This window comes from Stenotrophomonas sp. P5_A8 (assembly GCF_056400545.1).
In genome coordinates this window covers 1-2,544 of sequence record NZ_JBFULB010000443.1, presented here as the reverse complement: position 1 = coordinate 2,544, position 2,544 = coordinate 1, and the positions used below count along the sequence as shown (strand labels likewise).

Here is a 2,544-nt window from a genome sequence, read left to right as displayed (position 1 = left end):
AAGGGGGAGGTGTCGGCAACAGGCCGACGCCGGAGGACATTCGCCGGAAAGGGCATGGGCGCCCAGCGCCTGGCCCACCGCCCCCCGGCCCTACGCGTCGGCCGCCACGAATCCACCGGTCTGCCGCGCCCACAAGCGCGCATACAGACCACCGGCGGCCACCAGTTCGGCGTGTGTACCGGTCTCCACGATCCGGCCCTGGTCCATCACCACCAACCGGTCCATGCGCGCGATGGTCGACAAGCGGTGCGCGATCGCGATCACCGTCTTGCCGGCCATCAATTCGTCCAGGTTGTCCTGGATGGCCGCTTCCACTTCCGAATCCAGCGCCGAGGTCGCCTCGTCCAGCACCAGGATCGGCGCGTCCTTCAGCAGCACCCGGGCGATGGCGATACGCTGGCGCTGGCCACCGGACAGCTTGACCCCGCGCTCGCCCACATGCGCGTCGTAGCCGGTACGCCCTTCGCCGTCGCGCAGCGTCTCGATGAACGCCTCCGCGCGCGCCTTGGCCACCGCGCTGCGCAACTGCGCCTCGGTCGCATCCGGCCGGCCATACAGCAGGTTGTCGCGGATCGAGCGGTGCAGCAGCGACGTGTCCTGGGTAACCACCCCGATCTGCCGACGCAGGCTCTCCTGGGTCACGGCGGCGATGTCCTGGCCATCGATGCGGATATGCCCGCTTTCCAGGTCGTACAGACGCAGCAGCACATTGACCAGGGTCGACTTGCCCGCGCCCGACGGACCGACCAGGCCGATCTTCTCGCCCGGCTTCACGTCCAGGTTGAGCCCGGCCATCACCCCACCGGCCTTGCCGTAGTGGAAATGGATATCGTCGAAATGCACCCCGCCCCGTGCGACCTCCAGCGGCACCGCATCAGCACGGTCCTGCACGGTCAGCGGCTGGGAGATCGTGGTGATGCCATCCTGCACCGTGCCGATGTCCTCGAAGATGCCATTGATGGTCCACATGATCCAGCCGGACATGTTGTGGATGCGAATCACCAGACCGGTGGCCAGGGTGATCGCGCCGACGCTGATGTGGCCGCCGTTCCACAGCCACAGTGCCAGCCCACAGGTGCCCACGATCAGAAAGCCGTTGACGATGGCGATGGTGACTTCCAGCCCGGTGGTGACCCGGGTCTGGCCACGATGCTTGACCGCCAGGTCCTGGATCGATTCAGCCACGTAGGCCTGCTCATGCCCGCCATGGGCGAACAGCTTCAGCGTGGGAATGTTGGTGTAGCCATCGACGATACGGCCCATCGCCTTTGAACGTGCTTCCGAAGCGATCCACGCCCGCTGTTTCGCGCGCGGTACGAAGTACCCCATGATCACCGCGTAGGCGGCCATCCACAGCCCCAGCGGAATCATCAGGCGCCAGTCGGCCTGCGCGAACAGGTACAGCGCGGTGCCGGTGTAGACGATGATGTACCAGAGCGAATCGACCATCTGCACCGCCGATTCACGCAGTGACGTACCGGTCTGCATGACCCGGTTGGCCATGCTGCCGGCGAAGTCGTTCTGGAAGAAACTCAGGCTCTGCCGAACCACGTAGTTGTGCATCAGCCAGCGCGAGCGGTTGCTCAGCCCCGGCACGATGGCCTGGTTGACCAGCAGGCTGTGCAGCGACACCAGCAGCGGCCGCGCGATCAGGGTGATGYCGGCCATCCACAACAGCGTGTTGGCATGGCGGGCGAAGAAGCCGCTGCCGGGCTGCTCGGCGACCATGTCCACGATGCGGCCAAGGAAATCGAACATCGCCACTTCCACCAGCGCCAGCAGCAGGCCGGCGATCAACGTGGCCAGCAGCACCGGCCACACCGGGCGCAGATAGTGGATGTAGAACGGCACCACCCCGCGCGGCGGCATGCGGCCGTCGAGGGGCGGAAACACCGGAATCAGCGACTCGAACCAGCGGARCATCGCAGTGCACCCAAAACATGACAGGCCGCGATTATCCCACCACGGCCTGTGTTTTTACTCGCGCCTCCATCACAGGCCGGTGGCGGTATTCAGCCCTTGGCGTCGGCCACGATCGGGACGAACAACAAGTCCTGGAAATCGAAGCTGAAATCGGTCAACGACGAGATCGCCTGCATGCGCATGTCGCGCACCTTGCCATCCGGATCCAGGCTGAAGTTGACGAACGCATCGGCGTTGAGCGAGCGGTCGTCCCAGCGCACGATGAAGGTGTCGTGCTGCCRGTGTTCCAGCGTGCCGACCAGCTGGGCGGTCTTGCCGAACCGCAGGCGCAGTTTGCCGCCGTCGCGTTCCACGAACACATCGCCATACCATGCATCGCGGTAACCGCCGGCGTAACGCGCCAACGGCAGCGACGGTTTGCTTTTGGCATCGCGCGCCGCCTGATGCGTTGCCCAGCTTTCATCGGCCTTGTCCTGCGCCTTGGCCACCGCCGCCGCATACGCCTCGACCCAGTCGGTGGGTGGCGTCTGCAGGTACGCATCGAGCACGTCCATGGTGATCGCATTGAACGCGGCGCCCACTTCCTGGTTGGTCAGCACCACGATGCCCAGCTTCTGCTCG

General features: G+C 65.4%; 2 protein-coding genes. Both read right to left on the bottom strand.

The genetic code is table 11. The annotated features are described in order from the left end of the window. Positions 1–90: 90 nt before the first annotated feature. On the bottom strand, positions 91–1,923 hold the full coding sequence (gene smrA, locus AC1DQP_RS19345; RefSeq protein ID WP_478052285.1) for a multidrug efflux ABC transporter SmrA: 1,833 nt from the start codon (positions 1,921–1,923) through the stop codon (positions 91–93). Positions 1,924–2,012: 89 nt separating this feature from the next. Beyond that, positions 2,013–2,544, bottom strand: a 532-nt coding sequence (locus tag AC1DQP_RS19340) for a DUF3471 domain-containing protein (RefSeq protein WP_478052284.1), incomplete at its 5' end; no start/stop codon positions are given.